Below are 15,985 nucleotides of genomic sequence, written 5' to 3' on the forward strand. Positions count from 1 at the left end.
CTCTCCGTTGTTATAAGAAAAATACCGGCTTGTGACCGGCCATCGTAGATCATACCAAGAGCGCCGGGCGCAGCGGCATATCGGCAGGAAATTGTTACTTTAAGCTACTTTGTGCAGCGCTCCAGCGTTAAAATAGTTCTTGACTTATTTAAGACGACCGGTCATATTACACGTATGGCTAAAGCAAACGTCAAAGAGCAGATCCTCACTACCAGCGCCCAGTTGCTGCACAGCAAAGGCTTCAACGCCACCAGTGTGCAAGACATCACCGACGCAGCGGGAGTGCCGAAAGGCTCGTTCTACAACCACTTCTCCAGCAAGGAAGCGCTGGGATTAGAAGTATTGCAACGTTATGTCGAAGGTGTGGGCGGATTGGCTGCCGTGCTGAAAGACCGCTCGCTGTCACCGAAACAACGCCTGCAGCAATACTATGAAGGCATGATTGCCGGCAACGCCGCCAACGAATACCACTACGGCTGCATGTTGGGCAACTTCAGCACCGAGCTGTCGAATCAGATTCCGGCGATGCGGTCGGCCATGCAAGGCGCTTTCGACGGCTCCACCACGCTGCTGGCGGCGGTCATCGCCGAAGGGCAGCAGGATGGCAGCATCAAGGCCGATGTCGCAGCCGCCGATCTGGCTGGCTTCGTCAACGACGCATGGCAAGGCGCAGTCCTGCGCGCCAAGGCAGAGCAGAGCCGCGCGCCGCTGGAACGTTTCGGCCGCGTAGCACTGGGCCGTTTGTTGCATTGAATTTTTTTTCGGCCGTTTTTAAGACGACCGGTCATATTGTAGTTTTTATTTAACCTAGAAAGGAACCATCATGAACTTCAAAGACTCCGTCGTCCTCGTTACTGGCGCCAACCGTGGCCTGGGCAAAGCACTGGCGCAAGCCGCCGTCAAAGCCGGCGCGCGCAAAGTCTATGCCGCCGCCCGCAAACCGGAAACGGTCGACATCGCCGGTGTCACGCCGATCAAGCTGGACGTGACCGAAGCCGCCGACATCGCTGCCGCCGTGCAAGCCATCCCCGACCTGACCATCCTGATCAACAACGCCGGCATCCACGTGGTGGGCGGCGTCACCAGCCCGGACGCGCTGAGTGCCGCCCGTGCCGAACTGGAAACCAACTTCTTCGCCCCCCTGGCGCTGAGCAATGCGTTTGCGCCAGCGCTGGGCCGCAACGGCGGCGGCGCCATCATCAACATCCTGTCCGCCCTGAGCTGGGCCAGCTTCCCGACCACCGGCACCTACAGCGCCTCCAAGGCCGCCGCCTGGGCGCTGACCAACGGCCTGCGCGGCGAACTGCGCGCCCAAAACACACAAGTGCTGGGCGCCCACATGGGCTATATGGACACCGACATGACGGCCGGCGTCGACGCCCCGAAATCGTCGCCAGCGGTGATCGCCCAAGCCATCGTCACCGCGCTCGAAGCGAACCAGGACGAAGTGCTGACCGACCAGGTTTCCGAGCAAGTGCGCGCCAGCTTCGCCGCCCCCCGCGCCTTCTACCTCGGCGAACCACGCGCCTGAAAAATCCGGGGTCAGTTCTGCCAAACGTACACGAGCTCATGTACCAATGGCAGACCTGACACCGATTGAAAAAATTTTCGGCCGCTGTAATAAATTGCGTATTTTCGCAGGCCGAAACAAGGCATAATCATTCCCTCAGCCAGGTGAAAAAGCGCGCGTTCCTGCCGGCTTGACGCGTGCGCAATTCGTTTTCCCCGCCGGTAATGCTTCGCTTTGTATTGCCTCACAACCAGTTGTGAACAATTGTAAATCGGCGTTGTATGAGCTCATCAGTCGCGCTAAGGTAGAAGCTTCACCTCGGCGCGCGTCGGCTCCTCTGCGACGACCTCCGCGCAGCCGAAGTCATCGAAATACGGGAAACGCTATGCTTACTGCCACCTATGTCTTGTTGACACTGTCTATCGAGCAAAAGAAAGAACGCCACTTCATCTCGCGTCTGCTGCAATACGTGCAGTCGATTGCGCGCCGCCCGCAGGAAATCGATCCTGTGTTCATTGAGTCCCAACTGAAACAACTGACCAGCTTTGCCGAAGCGCGCCACCAGCGCAAGGTGGAAGCGTGCCTGATGCCGGCCGTACACGCGGCCGAGCCGAATTGCACGCCGCTGATTAACGACCTGGAATCGCTGAGCCAGCGTGGCAGCGCCATGCTTAACGCGGTCTACCGCTGCCTGCGCCGCGCCATGCGCCGCAGCGCGTCGCAAGGCAAGTTCTTGTGCAAGACGGTCGACCTGTATTGCCAGAATTTGCTGAAGCGCCTCGACAAGGAGGAACAGGAACTGCTGCCGCTGGCGCAAAAAGTCATCTCCAGCGAGGAGTGGTTCGAGATCGGCAGCAAGTTTCTGGAGCAGGATGGCGACGATGCGGCATCCCGTCCAGAACTGCGTCCGCGCCAGGGTGCCATGGGCCAGGGCGCGGTGCCGGCACTTTAACGGAAAGCGTAGCTGGCGTTGACGTAGACGAAGCGGCCGCGCGGGTCGTAGGTGCTGACGTCATACCCATACTGGAACTGCGCCGCGATCGGCACAAAAGTCTGCGGCTGGCGATCGAACAGATTGCGCACACCGAGCGTCAGCGTGGTGTTCTTCAGGCCGCGCCACACCAGGTTGGCGTCATAGGTCGCTTCCGCGCCCATGAACACGCGATTGCCCAGCAGGTCGTGCGCGGCCTCGTAGCGCGCGCGGTAATTCTGGATCAGCGTCGAGGCCCACGCGCCCTGCGTCCACGTCGCGCTCAGCGTGTGCTTCCAGCGCAGCACCACGCCGCCGGCATCGGCGCCAATCACTGCCGTGCCCTTGCTGTCGACCAACGTGCCGACCTTGTGCGACATCACGCCGCCAGGACTCATCTGGTCGAACTTGTCCATATAAGTGCCGTTCAGCGCCGCATCCACGCGGCCCACGCCAAAGTTATGGCGGCCGGTGATGAACACATCCGCCCCCTGCACGGTGGCGTTGCCGGTATTGGCCAGCACGGTCTTCACCAGATCGATATCGTTACCATTGAGGAGTACCAGGTTGGCATACGCCGGATCACCGGCACGGAAGCGCGACACCACTTCCTGCGCCGACGGCGCTGCCAGGATATCGCTGACCTTGATGCGGAACAGATCAACGCCCGCGTTCAGCCAACTGGCCGGCGACCACACCACGCCCACCGATGCCTGGCGCGATTCTTCCGGTTTCAGATTCGGATTGCCGCCAGTGAGACCGTTAACCTGCAATGAACTCTGGCCGGTCTTCGGATCGCTGAAGGCGACCGTCGTGCCCAGCACCTGCGGACGCCACAAGTCGGTCAGCGTCGGCGCGCGGAAGCCGCTGCCGGTGGATGCGCGCAGCAGCAGACTGCGCACCGGCTGCCAGCGCAGGCTGGCCTTGTAGTTGGTCGTGCCGCCAACATCGTTGTAATGGTCGTTGCGCAGCGCCAGATTGGCCTCCACCCCCCCCGGCAGCGGCGCGTTGATTTCGCCGAACGCCGAACGGATGGTGCGGCTGCGGTCCACCGGCGCCGAAGCGCCGCCCGCGCCACCGATATCGCCACTCAGCAGCGCGGCGCTCGGCGCGGTCTTGTAGCTCTCGTGGCGCGCCTGCAAGCCAGCCGCGTACTGCACCGCACGGCCGTCGATGGTGAACAAGTCGCCGGCGATTTTGCTGTCCGCCAGATCGCTCTGCGACCAGCCATCAATGGTCTTGCCAGTGTACTGCGCGGCCTTCAGCTTATCGGCCAGCGCACCAGTCTGCACGCCGCCAGGCGCCCATGGGTTCCAGTTGTTGGCCGGGTCATTGATGATCTTCGCGTACTCCACCTGCAGGAAGTAGCCCGACGGCAGCGAGCCGGAAACCTTGCTGCGATTCGAGGTGAAGGCCACCTCGTAATCCTGTCCCCATACCGTGCCGCGCGCGCCGCCGACAAAGCGCGATTGCGTGGCAACATCGCGCGACTGGCGCGGGCCGAAATCAAACACGCGGCTGGTGATCGCCAGCGGCTGGCCGATGATGGAAGTGAAACCCTGCCTGGTCAGGTAAGGCACCACGATAGACTGGTACACCGGATTGCTCGGATAAAGGATCAGCGACGGATCAACCTTCTGCTGCGTGAACGCGCTGTCCACCACCAGGAAGCTGCGGCGCACGGGGCTGGTCTGGATGGTCTGCGTCACCACGCTGCGCGACAGCAGCACGTCGGCGAACAACTGGTGCTCATCATTGATCTTGAACGTGACGTTGCCGGTGACATTGGCCAGTTCGCGTGCCGGTATCAGATTGGTGTCCGAGGCACTGTCGTAAGCGCAGTATGGTGCGCCCTTGGTGCTGGGCGTCGGGTTCTGGAACATCTGGATGTCCGCGCACTTGCCGCTGGCCGCCATCGGATTGCCGTAGCCGGTGGCCGGCGAGGCGCCAAAGCCGGCGCCACGGTCGTTCGGATAAGCGCCCGGTATCACCACGCCTTCGATATTGCCTTGGCCCGTCGCGCCGGAAACGTAATACGGCATGTTGTTGCCCGACTTTGCGTAATCGCGGTCGCGGCCAAACAGCGCCTTCTCCTTTTCCCACGATGCCGACAGCACTGCGCTGTACCCGTCCGGGTCCAGCTTGCCGAAGCCGCCAACGATGGAAGCTTTCTGATTCTGTGCGCCGCCATCGGTGGTCGGCGAACCGGCGCCGGCGCTAACGTCCACACCTTCAAAGCTCTTCGACAGGATGAAGTTGACCACGCCCGCCACCGCGTCGCTGCCGTACACGCCGGAAGCGCCGTCCTTCAGTATCTCGATGCGCTCAATCGCCGCCAGCGGGATCACGTTGACATTGACCGTGGCACCGCCCGCGCCCGCAAATGCCGCCAGCCGGCGGCCATTGACCAGCACCAGTGTGCGGTCCGCGCCCAGGCCTCGCAGCGAGATCGACGACAGGCCACTGGTGCCGCTCGATGCACCGGCGGCGTTCGAGGTCGCGCCGGCCGAAGACAGCGAAGCGATTGACGCCAGCAAGCTTTCCGTACTGGTGGCGCCGATGCGCTGGATGTCCTGCTTGCTGATCATCTGCACCGGCAAGGCGGTTTCCGAATCGGCGCGCTTGACCGAGGAGCCGGTGACCTCCACACGCTGCATCTTCTCGCCCTCTTGCGCCGACGCGGCCTGCGCGACCACGGCCACGGCGCCTAAGACAAACATCATGCGCAAGGACTGCGCCAGTACGGTTTCCTTCATAGTGCTCTACTCCCTTTGGTTGACGTTTTTAATTTTTCTGCGCGCAGCAGTCCCCGCCGGGCGGCTCGGGAGAGCCGTCCGGTGCGCACGATGCTGCGGTGGTGAGGCTTACTTCGAGGCGCCGGCTTCCTGCATCATGCGGCTGAGCAGATACAGCCGCGGCACGACGGTATCAACGGTGATGTATTCGTCGCGGCCATGAACGCCGTCGCCGCCGAGGCCAAAGGACTCCAGCACCACAGCCTTGCCGGAACGGCTGGCGTAGCCGGCGTCGGTGCCACCGCCGGTGCCTGGATACAGCGCCAGCTTGCGGCCGATTTCGCCGTAGATCGCTTGCGCCTTTGCCGCCCAGGCGCGGCCGGCATCGGTGGCGAGATATGGCGGACGGCCTGCCGCGATCTCCACCTTGGTCACCGTTTCCGGCACCAGCGGCGTGGCGATCTTTTCGTTGAGCGCTTGCTGCAGGCGCTGGATGCCGTCGGTAGCGCTCAGGCGTACATCGCCCATCGCCGTGGCGCTGGCGGGTATCTGGTTGGTCACCAGGCCTGCGTTGGCGCGTGTCCAGTTCAGCTGCGCGCCCGGCACTTCCAGATCCTTGGTCTGCAACAGCTGGTGCGATAGCTCGATCAGCGAGTTGCGGCCGGTCTGCGGGGCCACGCCGGCGTGCGAGGCGCGTCCCTGCACCGTCATGGTGGCGGTGGCGATGCCGCTGGCGCTCATCAGGATGCCGTCCAGCTTGGCCCCGTGTGGTTCGCACGAGAAGACGAAATCATGCTCCGCCGCCTGCGTGGCGATCCAGTCGCCGGACAGGCGCGAGCCAACTTCCTCGTCCGGATTAAAGATCACCGTCAGCTGGGCGTAATCGCGCCAGCCGCGCTTATGCACCATCTCCAGCGTGTGCAGGATCAGCGCGATGCCGCTCTTGTCGTCAGCGATGCCTGGACCGTAGACGCGGTTGCCGTCTTCGCGGTACGGCTGCGTGGCAAGGATGCCGGGCTGGTAGACCGTGTCCATGTGGGCGATCAGCATCAGCTTCTTCTTGCCCTTGCCCTGGAAACGCGCGGTGACGATGCCGTCCTTGCGTTCCACCACCGCGCCCAGTTCTTTCAGGCGACGCTCGGTGTAGTCAGCCATGCGCGCCAGGCCGGCGGCGTCGCTGCTGCCCGATTCAATCAGCACCAGTTCTTTAAGCGTCGCCAGCAACGGCGCCTGCTGCGCCTGCGACGCTTCCAGCAGGCCCTGATCCGCCGCGATGGCGCCATCCAGCGCCGCTGCCAATGCTATTGCGAGTACGAGTTTCTTCATTTCCCATTCCTGGCCAGTTGTACATAGAAGCTCACCGCTTCCAGATAATTATTGATGCCGATGCGTTCATTGGTGCCATGGAAGCGCGACAAGTCTTCCGGCCCCGCGCGCACTGGCGAAAAACGGTACACATGGTCGCTCACATCCTTGTAGTGGCGCGCATCGGTGGCGCCGATGACGATGCCCGGCGCCACCGCCGCGTCGCTGAACACTTCGCGGATGGTGCGGTTAATCAGCGTGTACTGCGCCGAATCGACTGGCGACACACGCGAAGGATCGGACGAACCGGCATCCAGTTCAGCATGCACGGCGTCGTTGTTGACGGTCTGCTTCACATGCTCCATGACGCCGCCCACCGTATCGCCGGGCCGTACGCGGAAGTTCACCACGGCGTCGGCGCGGCCGGGCAGCACGTTGTCCTTGTTACCGGCGTGGATCACCGTCAACGCCGTCGTGGTCCGCAATACAGCGTTGGTGCCAGCCGATTGCTCCAGCTGTTTCTTGACCACCGGTGCGAACAGCCACAGGTTGGACAGGACCACGCGGTTCATGCCTTGCATTTCCGGCGCGATGCTGTCGAACATCTCGCGCGCCACGCCGGTCAGCTCGACCGGCATCTGCTTGCGCTCCAGGTCCGTCAGCGCGGCGCTCATCATGCCGATCGCGGTTTTCTGCGGTGGCATTGATGAGTGACCTGGCGCTGTCTCCACTGACAGGTTGACGCTGGCGTAGCCCTTTTCCGCCACGCCGATCAGCGCCACAGGCTTGCTGACACCACTCATGATGCCTTGCGTGACCAGCATGCCTTCATCCAGGATGTAATCCATCTTGATGCCGCGCGACTTGAGCAGCCGCGCGATTTCCACCGCACCACGACGACCACCGACCTCCTCATCCGCGCCGAAGCCCAGGTATAGCGTGGCACGCGGCTGGTAGCCTGAGGCCAGCAGCGTTTCCACCGCCTCCATCTGCGCCACCAGGCTACCCTTGTCATCCCACGAGCCTCGCCCCCAGACAAAACCGTCCTTCACCACGCCGTCGAAAGGCGGCTGCTGCCAGCTGCTTTCGGTGCCGGGCGCCACCGGCACCACATCCTGATGCGCCAGCCACATCACCGGCCTGGCCTGCGGATCACTGCCCTGCCAGGTGAACAGCATGCTATGGCCGACCATCTCGCGCTTCAGCGTGGCGTGCAGGCGTGGAAAGGCTTGCTGCAAGTAAGCCTGCATGCGCGTGAATTCCTCTGCGTTGGTATCGCCGGAAGCCGCGTCCGAGATGGTGCGGAACTTCAGCGCACCAGCGAGCCGCGCCGCCACCGCATCGCGATCCAGCGCCAGCGGCGGCGCCGGTTTCACCTCGATCTGGCGCGACGTCAAGCGCAAGGTGTTCCACGCCACCGCTGCGATGATGATGGCGATAGCCAGCAGTGCGGCATACAAAATTCGCTTCAACATACAATGAAAATCCCTGTAGAAAAGTGCGCCAGAATGGTGCGCCGGAGCCTGCTGCGCGATCCATGATGGACACTGTTGTTTTGAGTTCTTGCGGACGATTCTAAAGCTTGCTTATGCAATATCGTGCAGCTAATATCGCCAATATGCAGACCAATCCCGCCACCGCCCCTGCGCCTCTCGATGTGCAACTGCTATGGCTACCGGAAGCCATGCCGGGTAATCTATTTGCCGCCGTTGATGTGCTGACCGCTGCGGCAGGCATTCTGCATCTGCGCAAGCCGAATTGCGCGCCGCCGCTGACGTGGCGCATCATCACGCCGCCCGGCATTGAATCACCGCTGAGTGCCAGCGCCATGAGCAGCAGCCAGCGGCCCGTCGCGCAGGCGCTGTCCGCCGGCCGCACGCTGATTATCGTTCCCGGATTCGCCGCCCGCAATGCGCCACATCTCGGCGAAATCGTTGCGCGCTATCCCGAGGTGCTGGCCATGCTGCACGACCACGCCATGCGCGGCGGCCTGCTGGCCGCCTGCTTCACCGGCATGGCCTTCCCGGCGCGGCTTGGCTTACTGAATGGCTTGCGCTGCGCCCCACCGTGGGCCTATCAATCCTGGATGAAGCTGCACTTCCCAGACGGCGACTTTTCCACCGACGAGCCGATGTCGTTCCACGATACGCTCTTCACCTGCGTGGCGCCGTCGCTGCAAACGGAATTTATCGCTGCCTTGCTGGGGCGCCTGCTCGATCCGGACCTGATGCAAGCCTGCCTGCAGGTGCTGGACTACCAGCAGCGCCGCCAGCAGATCACCGCCGAACTGGCGGGCGCCTGGCTGACGCCAACCTCGGACAGCCCGGTCTATCGCGCCACGCAATGGCTGCAAACGAATCTCGAACAGCCTTACAACCTGCAAGCGCTGGCCGAAGCCGCCGCCACCAGCGAACGCACGCTGCTGCGCCACTTCCGCCAGACGGTTGGCATGACGCCGCTGGACTATCTGCACAAGCTGCGCGTCGAACGCGCCAAGGTGATGATGGAAGTCTCGCTGCATAACTTCCATACGATCGCCTCCGCCTGTGGCTACAACGACGCCAGCTCGTTCCGTCGCCTGTTTCATCAGGCCACCGGCATGAATCCCAGCGTCTATCGCGAGCGCTTCACTTTGCGCGCGCGGCGGCCGCACTGGAAAATGGAACATCAATCGCCAAGGAGCAGCGCATCATGAACCACGGCGCCAGGATACTGCACCTGCGCGGCGCCGCCGGCATGGATGCCATTTATCGCAAGATCAGCTGGCGTCTGCTGCCGCTGCTGATGCTGTGCTACGCCGTCGCCTACCTGGACCGCGTCAACGTCAGCTACGCCAAGCTGCAAATGGGCGCCGACCTCGATTTCAGCAACCAGGTCTATGCCTGGGGCGCAGGCATCTTCTTCATTGGCTACTGCCTGTTTGAAGTGCCAAGCAACCTGCTGCTGGAGAAAATTGGCGCACGCAAGACGCTGTTGCGCATCATGCTGTGCTGGGGCTTTACTGCCGCTGCCGGCGCTTTCGTGCGCGAGGCGGTCGAGTTCTACGTGATCCGCTTTTTGCTCGGCGTGTTTGAAGCCGGCTTCTTCCCCGGCGTGATTCTCTACCTGACCTACTGGTTCCCGTCAGCGCGGCGCGCCCGTGTGATCGCCATCTTCGCGTCAGCCGCACTGATGGCCGGCGTGGTGGCAGGCCCGCTGTGCGGCGCCACGCTGCAATACATGAACCAGTACAGCGGCCTGAGTGGCTGGCAATGGCTGCTGGTGCTGCAAGGGCTGCCGGCGGTGGTGCTCGGCATCGTCGCCTATTTTTACCTGGACGACAAGCCGCAGGACGCACGCTGGCTATCGTCCTTCGAACAGCAGATGATTGAGCAGGACCTTGAACGCGACGAGCAAGCGCTGAACGGCGATGCCAGCGAAGAGGAAGAAGATCCATCCGCCTTCGCCACCATCTGGTCGCTGCTGCGCGAGCCGTCGATCGCACTGCTGGCGCTGTCCAATCTGCTGCTGATGGGCGCCAGCTACGCGCTGGTGTTCTGGTCGCCGACGCTGATGCAGCGCTGGGGCGCGGGCGACCCTATGCAGCTTGGTCTGCTGGCCGCCATCCCCAATTTGGCCGGCGTGATCGGCATGGTCGTCATCGGCTGGGATTCCGACCGCCGGCGCGAACGGCGCGGCCACTTCATCGCCTGCATGGTGCTGGCGGTGGGTGGCCTAGGTCTGGCCATCGCCGCCGACCATCAGCTGCTACTGTCGGTGGCTGGGTTGTCGCTGGCGGCCACCGGCATCGCTGCCTCTTCGCCGCTGCTGGTGTCCATCCTGACCACGCTGCTGAACCGCCGCCGCGCCGCCACCGGCATCGCGCTGGTCGGCAGCTTCGGCCTGCTGGGCGGCGCTTTCGGTCCGCCACTCAGCGAGCGCATGCTGGCCTGGGGCGACAGCGCCGCCATGCTGGCGGCGATGATCGTGTTGTACCTCGCCGCCGGCGCCATCCTGCTGTGGGCGTTGCGCCTGGCGCCACGTCGTGGTGGTCCCAGCGCCGGGCATGGCCAAACCGACAAGATGGCACGAAGCTAGTGGTTCATTCCGGCTTGGGCTAGAATCTGGGACGTGCCGCGATCCGGCGCTCCTGTTCACCCAACCTACAAGCGAAACTACCGATGCGTTTTGTATTGCCACTCATGGCGACCGCGATTGCGGCAGCCGCCAGCGCCAGCACCACAGCAGCGCCAACGCCCATCACCCTCGATCAGACCATGGCCAATCCAGACTGGATCGGCAATCCCGTGGAATCCGCATGGTGGGGCTGGGACAGCCGCCAGGTCTACTTCAAGCAAAAACGCACCGGCTCCATCGTGCGCGACACCTACTCGGTCAACAGCGGCAACGCCAAGCTGGTCGAGGACAAGCAACTGGCCAACCTGGACACCGAAAGCCCGGTGTACAACCGCGAACGCACGCGCGCCATCCTGACGCGCAACGGCGACCTGTTTGAGCGCGACCTGAAAACCGGCGCGCTGACGCAGATCACCAAGGGCAGCGCGCCAGCCATCGACGTGCAATACGCCGCCGACGGCAACCACGTGCAGTTCCGCGTCGGCAGCGACTGGTTCAGCTGGAGCCGCGCCGAGCGCCTGGTCTCGCCGGTCACCTTGCTGCGCGCCGCCAAAGATCCTGACGCCGCACCGGACGCCGACTACCGCCGCGACATGCAGCTGCGCCTGATGTCCACGCTGGCGCGCCTGAAACATGAAAAGGACGAAGGCCGCGACCAGCGCAACGCCGAACGCGCCGCCGATCCGACGCGCGCACCGCTGCCGGTCTACCTGGGCGAGAAAGTCACCATCGAAACCAGCTCGCTGTCGCCGGATGGCCGCTACCTGCTGGTGGTCACCGCGCAGAAGGATGGCGACAAGCGCCGCGTCGGCAAGATGCCGAAGTACGTCACCGAATCCGGTTACGAAGAGACTGACGATGAGCGTAAGCGCGTCAGCGAAGCCGGCCCGCTGAAGCATGAACTGAAACTGGTAGAAGTAGCGACCCGCAAGGTCACCGACCTGTCGCTGGACGACCTGCCAGGCATCAAGGAAGATCCGCTGGCCGCCATGCGCGCCGCGCAGAAGCTGGATGCGCTGAAAGGTAATCGCGGCGTGCGCTTCGAAGCCCGTGGCGATTCGATCCGCTGGAGCGCCAACGGCGCCAAGGTCGCCGTCATGGCACAAGCGATCGACAACAAGGACCGCTGGATCGCCGGCGTCGACCTGACCGCCGCCAAACTGAAACCGCTGCACCGCCTGAGCGATACCGCCTGGGTCAACAACCGCGGCAACGACTTCGGCTGGCAGCCGGACAACAGCACGCTGTGGTACGAATCGGAAGAAAGCGGCTACGCGCACCTGTACCTGCAAACACCGGACGGCAAGGCGCGCGCCATCACCTCGGGCAAGTGGGAAGAGTCGAACGTGAGCTGGTCGGCAGACGGCCAGACAGCCTACTTCATGTGCAACCCTAAACTGCCGGGCACTTATGAAGTCTGCTCAACCACTGCCAAGGACGGCACGGTCAAGGAACTGACCTCGCTGGGTGGCGTTGAGAGTTTCACGCTGTCGCCGGATGGCCGCAAGCTGCTGGTGCGCTACTCCAGCGCCTACATGCCGGCGCAGATCGGCACCGTCAGCAGCAACGGCGGCGCCATCACCCAGCTGACCGATACCCGCAGCGCTGAATTCAAGGCGCGTGAATGGGTACAACCTGAAATCGTCGCCGTGCCATCGACCCATGGCGCCGATCCGGTCTGGGCCAAGCTGTATCGTCCGGCCAAGCTGGAAGCCGGCAAAAAATATCCGGTCGTGATGTTCGTGCACGGCGCCGGCTATTTGCAGAACGTGACCAAGCGCTACCCGGTCTACTTCCGCGAGCAGATGTTCCACAACCTGCTGGTGGAAAAAGGCTACATCGTGCTGGATATGGACTATCGCGCCTCGCTGGGCTACGGCCGCAACTGGCGCACCGCGATCTATCGCCAGATGGGCCATCCGGAACTGGAAGACTACGTTGATGGCCTGAACTGGATGGTGGCAAACCAGCAGGGCGACGCCAAGAACGTCGGCATCTACGGCGGCAGCTACGGCGGCTTCATGACCTTCATGGCGCTGCTGCGCGCACCGGACCAGTTCAAGGCTGGCGCAGCGCTGCGTCCGGTCACTGACTGGACCACCTACAACCACGAGTACACCGCCAACATCCTCAACTCGCCGGAGCTGGACCCGGAAGCGTACAAGGTGTCGTCGCCGATCGAATATGCGGACAAGCTGAAAGGCCACATCCTGATCGCCCACGGCATGATCGACGACAACGTGTTCTACCAGGATTCGGTGCGCATGGCGCAGCGTTTCATCGAGCTGAAAAAGGACAACTGGGAACTGGCCTCGTATCCGCTGGAGCGCCACGGCTTCGTGCATCCGGAAGCGTGGTACGACGAATACCGCCGCATCTACCAGCTGTTTGAGCGCACCCTGAAACAATAAACGGGAGATCTATGAAGAAGCTTGCCGCCTCGCTGATACTGGCGACGTTGTTCACCGCAGCCGCCCACGCCGAACCGAAACATCCGGCATGGACGCGCAGCGCGAATGTGTATGAAGTCAATGTGCGCCAGTACAGCAAGGAAGGCACGCTGAACGCGGTCACCGCTGATTTGCCACGCCTGAAGCAGCTGGGCGTGGACATCATCTGGCTGATGCCCTTGCACCCGATCGGCGAGAAAAACCGCAAGGGCGCGCTGGGCAGCTATTACGCGGTGAAAGACTACACCGCCGTGAATCCGGAATTCGGCAGCATCGACGATGTGCGCAAGCTGGTGAAACAGGCGCGCGTGCTGGGCATGCGCGTGATCCTCGACTGGGTGGGAAACCACACGGCCTGGGATCATCCATGGGCGACGCAGTACCCGGACTGGTACAAGAAGAATGAGCAGGGCGAGATCGCCGCAGTCAGCTTCAAGAACGGCGCCGGCGAGAGCGAGGAATGGGCCGACGTCATCGGCCTCGATTACAGCAACAAGGAACTGTGGGCCGCCATGACGGCGGCAATGGCGTTCTGGGTCAAGGACGTGGGCGTGGACGGCTTCCGCGCCGACGCCGCCAGCATGGTGCCGACCGAATTCTGGGAACAGGCGCGCGCGCAGCTGGACAAGATCAAGCCGGTGTTCATGCTGGCCGAGGCGGACGAACCGGCGCTGCACGCCAAAGCCTTCGACGCCAGCTACGACTGGTCGCTGAACGGCATCCTGAAAAAGATCGCCAAGGGCCAGGCCGGCGCGGCGGAGCTGCGCGCTTACGTCAGCAATCCACCAAAGGCGTATGGGCGTGATGCGTATCGCCTGCAGTTCACCAGCAACCACGATATCAATTCGTGGGAAGGCACGGACCAGGAGTTGTATGGCCCGGCGTGGGGCGCGATGCAGGTACTGAGCTACACGCTGCCAGGCATGCCGCTGGTGTACAACGGCCAGGAGGCGAAGCTGGACAAGAAGCTGGCGTTCTTCGAGAAGGACGCCATCGACTGGAAGAACTATCAGCTGGAAGGCTTTATCGCCGGCCTGAACGCGCTGAAGAAGCAGAACGCGGCGCTGGCGAATGGCTCGGCGGGCGGCGCGGTGCAGTTGCTGGATGTCGGCAACGAGCAAGTGTTCGGCTTCAAGCGCCAGTCGGGTGCCAACCATGTGCGGGTGATCGTCAACACCACCGGCCAGGCGCAGAAGTACAAGCTGGCCGGCGATCCCGGCCCTACGGTGATCAAGCCGTGGCGCTGGCGCATCATCGTTCCGGACTAAACACAAAGCCGCCCTCGGGCGGCTTTTCTTATGGTTCGGTGGCGAGACGCTTGCCGAGGCGGTACAGGTACTCCTGTCCATCGTACAGCGACTTCACGCGGATATGCTCATTCAAGCCATGTGCGCCGCTGCCTTCCGGTCCATGGAACATGCCGCTGATACCGTAGGTCCAGATGCCAGCGTTATTGAGGAAACGGCCATCGGTGCCGCCGGTCGACATGGTCGGGATCACCGGCACGCCTGGCCACATGTCGTTGCTGATCTCTTCTACTGCCTTCATCAGCGTTGGCGTCATCGGCGGCATCGGGCCGTCCACACCATCGCCAATGCGGCTGATCTTGATCTTCTCGTCGGCCACCACGCGCTGCAGCGTCGCCTGCACCTCGGCGATCGGCTCGCCCGGCAGGATGCGGCAGTTGACTGTGGCGCGGGCACGCTGCGGCAGCGCGTTGTCGGCGTGGCCGGCATCGACCTTGGTGGCGACGCAGGTAGTGCGCACGGTGGAATTGTGCGTCGGGCTGACGGCGTACAAACGCTCCAGCGCGGCCTGGTCTGGCGGGTCTTGCAGGATCGCCTTCATGTCGGTCGCCACCTGGCCTTTTTCAATCTGCGACATGCGCTCGTAGAAGGCGCGCGTTACCGGCGACAGCTTGAACGGGAACGAAAACTGGCCAAGACGCGCCAGGCCTTCGCTGAGGCGATAGATCGCGTTCTCCTTCGGCGGCGCCGAGCTATGGCCACCCGGATTGGTCACCTCCAGCTGGAAGCTCTGATAAATTTTCTCACCGGCCTGGATGCCGTGGCGCACCGGCTTGCCGTCCTTGTCCAGCAAGCCGCCGCCGCCTTCGTTCAGCGCGATTTCCGCATCGATCAGCGCGCGGTGATGGTTGACCAGGTATTCGGCGCCGTCAAAGTCGGAGGGCACCAGTTCCTCGTCGCAGGTCAGCGCCATGATGATGTCGCGCTTCAGCGGCAGCTTTTCTTTTTTATACAGGATCATATTGTTGACGAAAGCCGAGGCCATGGCCTTGTCGTCGGACGCGCCGCGCGCGTAGAACATGCCGTCTTCCTCCACCAGCTTGAACGGATCGCGCTCCCAGTCTTCGCGCTTGGCTTCGACCACGTCGATGTGGGCCAGCAGAAGCAGCGGCTTCTTGCTGCCATCGCCTTTCAGGCGCGCCACCAGGTTGCCCTTTTTCGGGCCGCCGGGCGGAATGATGATTTGCAGTTCGCTGTCCTTGAAGCCGCCGGCCTTGAGGCGCTTGGCCATTTTCTGCGCGGCCAGAGTGCAGGAGCCGACCGAATTGGTCGTGTTGGTTTCCACCAGCTCCTGATAAATCGAGCGCATCTGCTTCTGCACCGGCGTCAACTCCGCCCCATGCGCCGCGCCAGCCATCGCCAACCCTGCCACCAACCAAGCTGCTTTCTTCATATTTTCCCTGTCAGATGAGATTGCCTAATCGTCAAATTTATACCCGGCTCATTGGGCTGTCAATAAAAGTGGATTCAGGCACTTGCCAAACCCGGCAGGTGGTCGCTATAATTGCGGCCCTTGGCCTGGTAGCTCAGTTGGTAGAGCAGAGGATTGAAAATCCTTGTGTCGGTGGTTCGATTCCGCCCCGGGCCACCAA

The 15,985-nt window shown here is 62.8% G+C and carries 11 protein-coding genes and 1 tRNA gene; 8 read left to right on the top strand and 4 right to left on the bottom strand.

The window, feature by feature from the left end; all coding sequences use genetic code 11:
* Nucleotides 1-174 precede the first annotated feature (174 nt).
* From BLS51_RS23445 to BLS51_RS23455, 3 genes are all read left to right on the top strand, one after another.
* Nucleotides 175-753 (top strand): TetR/AcrR family transcriptional regulator, encoded by a 579-nt coding sequence (locus BLS51_RS23445; protein ID WP_090190002.1) that lies wholly within the window; start codon nucleotides 175-177, stop codon nucleotides 751-753.
* 70 nt (nucleotides 754-823) lie between these two features.
* Nucleotides 824-1,531, top strand: coding sequence for an SDR family oxidoreductase (locus BLS51_RS23450; RefSeq protein WP_090190004.1), 708 nt, complete (start codon nucleotides 824-826; stop codon nucleotides 1,529-1,531).
* 364 nt (nucleotides 1,532-1,895) lie between these two features.
* Nucleotides 1,896-2,462: a hypothetical protein gene (locus BLS51_RS23455; protein WP_090190006.1), complete on the top strand. Its 567-nt coding sequence runs from the start codon at nucleotides 1,896-1,898 to the stop codon at nucleotides 2,460-2,462.
* On the opposite strand, the gene BLS51_RS23460 is transcribed toward BLS51_RS23455, so the two are convergent.
* From BLS51_RS23460 to BLS51_RS23470, 3 genes are all read right to left on the bottom strand, one after another.
* Entirely contained in the window at nucleotides 2,459-5,236 is a 2,778-nt protein-coding gene (locus tag BLS51_RS23460) for a TonB-dependent receptor (RefSeq protein WP_090190009.1), read from the bottom strand. The genes BLS51_RS23455 and BLS51_RS23460 overlap by 4 nt on opposite strands.
* Before the next feature lie 108 nt (nucleotides 5,237-5,344).
* Nucleotides 5,345-6,541 (bottom strand): glutamate carboxypeptidase, encoded by a 1,197-nt coding sequence (locus tag BLS51_RS23465; protein ID WP_090190011.1) that lies wholly within the window; start codon nucleotides 6,539-6,541, stop codon nucleotides 5,345-5,347.
* Nucleotides 6,538-7,995 (bottom strand): M20 family peptidase, encoded by a 1,458-nt coding sequence (locus BLS51_RS23470; RefSeq protein ID WP_090190013.1) that lies wholly within the window; start codon nucleotides 7,993-7,995, stop codon nucleotides 6,538-6,540. The genes BLS51_RS23465 and BLS51_RS23470 overlap by 4 nt, the downstream gene beginning before the upstream one ends.
* A 113-nt stretch (nucleotides 7,996-8,108) precedes the next feature.
* Between BLS51_RS23470 and BLS51_RS23475 the strand changes: the two genes are divergently transcribed.
* From BLS51_RS23475 to BLS51_RS23490, 4 genes are all read left to right on the top strand, one after another.
* Nucleotides 8,109-9,215, top strand: a complete 1,107-nt coding sequence (locus tag BLS51_RS23475; protein WP_229207730.1) for a GlxA family transcriptional regulator — start codon at nucleotides 8,109-8,111, stop codon at nucleotides 9,213-9,215.
* The gene (locus tag BLS51_RS23480; RefSeq protein WP_090190036.1) at nucleotides 9,212-10,597 is read left to right on the top strand and encodes an MFS transporter; all 1,386 of its coding nucleotides are present in this window, start codon (nucleotides 9,212-9,214) and stop codon (nucleotides 10,595-10,597) included. Before BLS51_RS23475 ends, BLS51_RS23480 begins: the two co-directional genes overlap by 4 nt.
* Before the next feature lie 104 nt (nucleotides 10,598-10,701).
* Nucleotides 10,702-13,047, top strand: coding sequence for a S9 family peptidase (locus tag BLS51_RS23485; RefSeq protein ID WP_090190039.1), 2,346 nt, complete (start codon nucleotides 10,702-10,704; stop codon nucleotides 13,045-13,047).
* An 11-nt stretch (nucleotides 13,048-13,058) separates the two neighbouring features.
* Entirely contained in the window at nucleotides 13,059-14,354 is a 1,296-nt protein-coding gene (locus BLS51_RS23490; RefSeq protein WP_090190041.1) for an alpha-amylase family glycosyl hydrolase, read from the top strand.
* A 28-nt stretch (nucleotides 14,355-14,382) separates the two neighbouring features.
* Here BLS51_RS23490 and BLS51_RS23495 read toward each other — a convergent pair whose 3' ends face one another.
* The gene (locus BLS51_RS23495) at nucleotides 14,383-15,786 is read right to left on the bottom strand and encodes a M20/M25/M40 family metallo-hydrolase (RefSeq protein ID WP_090190044.1); all 1,404 of its coding nucleotides are present in this window, start codon (nucleotides 15,784-15,786) and stop codon (nucleotides 14,383-14,385) included.
* Between the two features lie 122 nt (nucleotides 15,787-15,908).
* Between BLS51_RS23495 and BLS51_RS23500 the strand changes: the two genes are divergently transcribed.
* A tRNA-Phe gene (locus BLS51_RS23500) sits at nucleotides 15,909-15,984 on the top strand.
* The last annotated feature ends 1 nt before the right edge of the window (nucleotide 15,985 follow it).

Source organism: Duganella sp. OV510 (genome assembly GCF_900100205.1).
Classification (GTDB): Bacteria; Pseudomonadota; Gammaproteobacteria; order Burkholderiales; family Burkholderiaceae_D; genus Rugamonas.